This window comes from Shewanella sp. 10N.286.45.A1 (assembly GCF_041470405.1).
GTDB lineage: Bacteria > Pseudomonadota > Gammaproteobacteria > Enterobacterales > Shewanellaceae > Shewanella.
Genome location: NZ_JBFRMK010000416.1, coordinates 1 through 201 on the forward strand (window position 1 = coordinate 1; position 201 = coordinate 201).

The 201-nt window shown below is 45.8% G+C and carries 1 pseudogene; it reads right to left on the minus strand.

Features of this window, described 5'->3' with window-relative positions:
* A pseudogene (locus AB4238_RS22110) lies at window positions 1-201 on the minus strand (IS4 family transposase); the annotation flags it as partial.

Below are 201 nucleotides of genomic sequence, written 5' to 3' on the forward strand. Positions count from 1 at the left end.
CCCGTGACATCATGTCCCCCAATCGTTGGCGGCAGAAATAGGATGCTTCTGACCACTTACCACTTTCTTTTTCGTCAGCATCTTCAGGGTTATTAGGGCGAAGCCAGTATTCTTGATGAATTAGCCCGATAGTTTGAGTCGTGAAACTGTCTAATAGTAGGGTTGAATGAACCCACCATCCACGTGATTTATCTGTAGTCG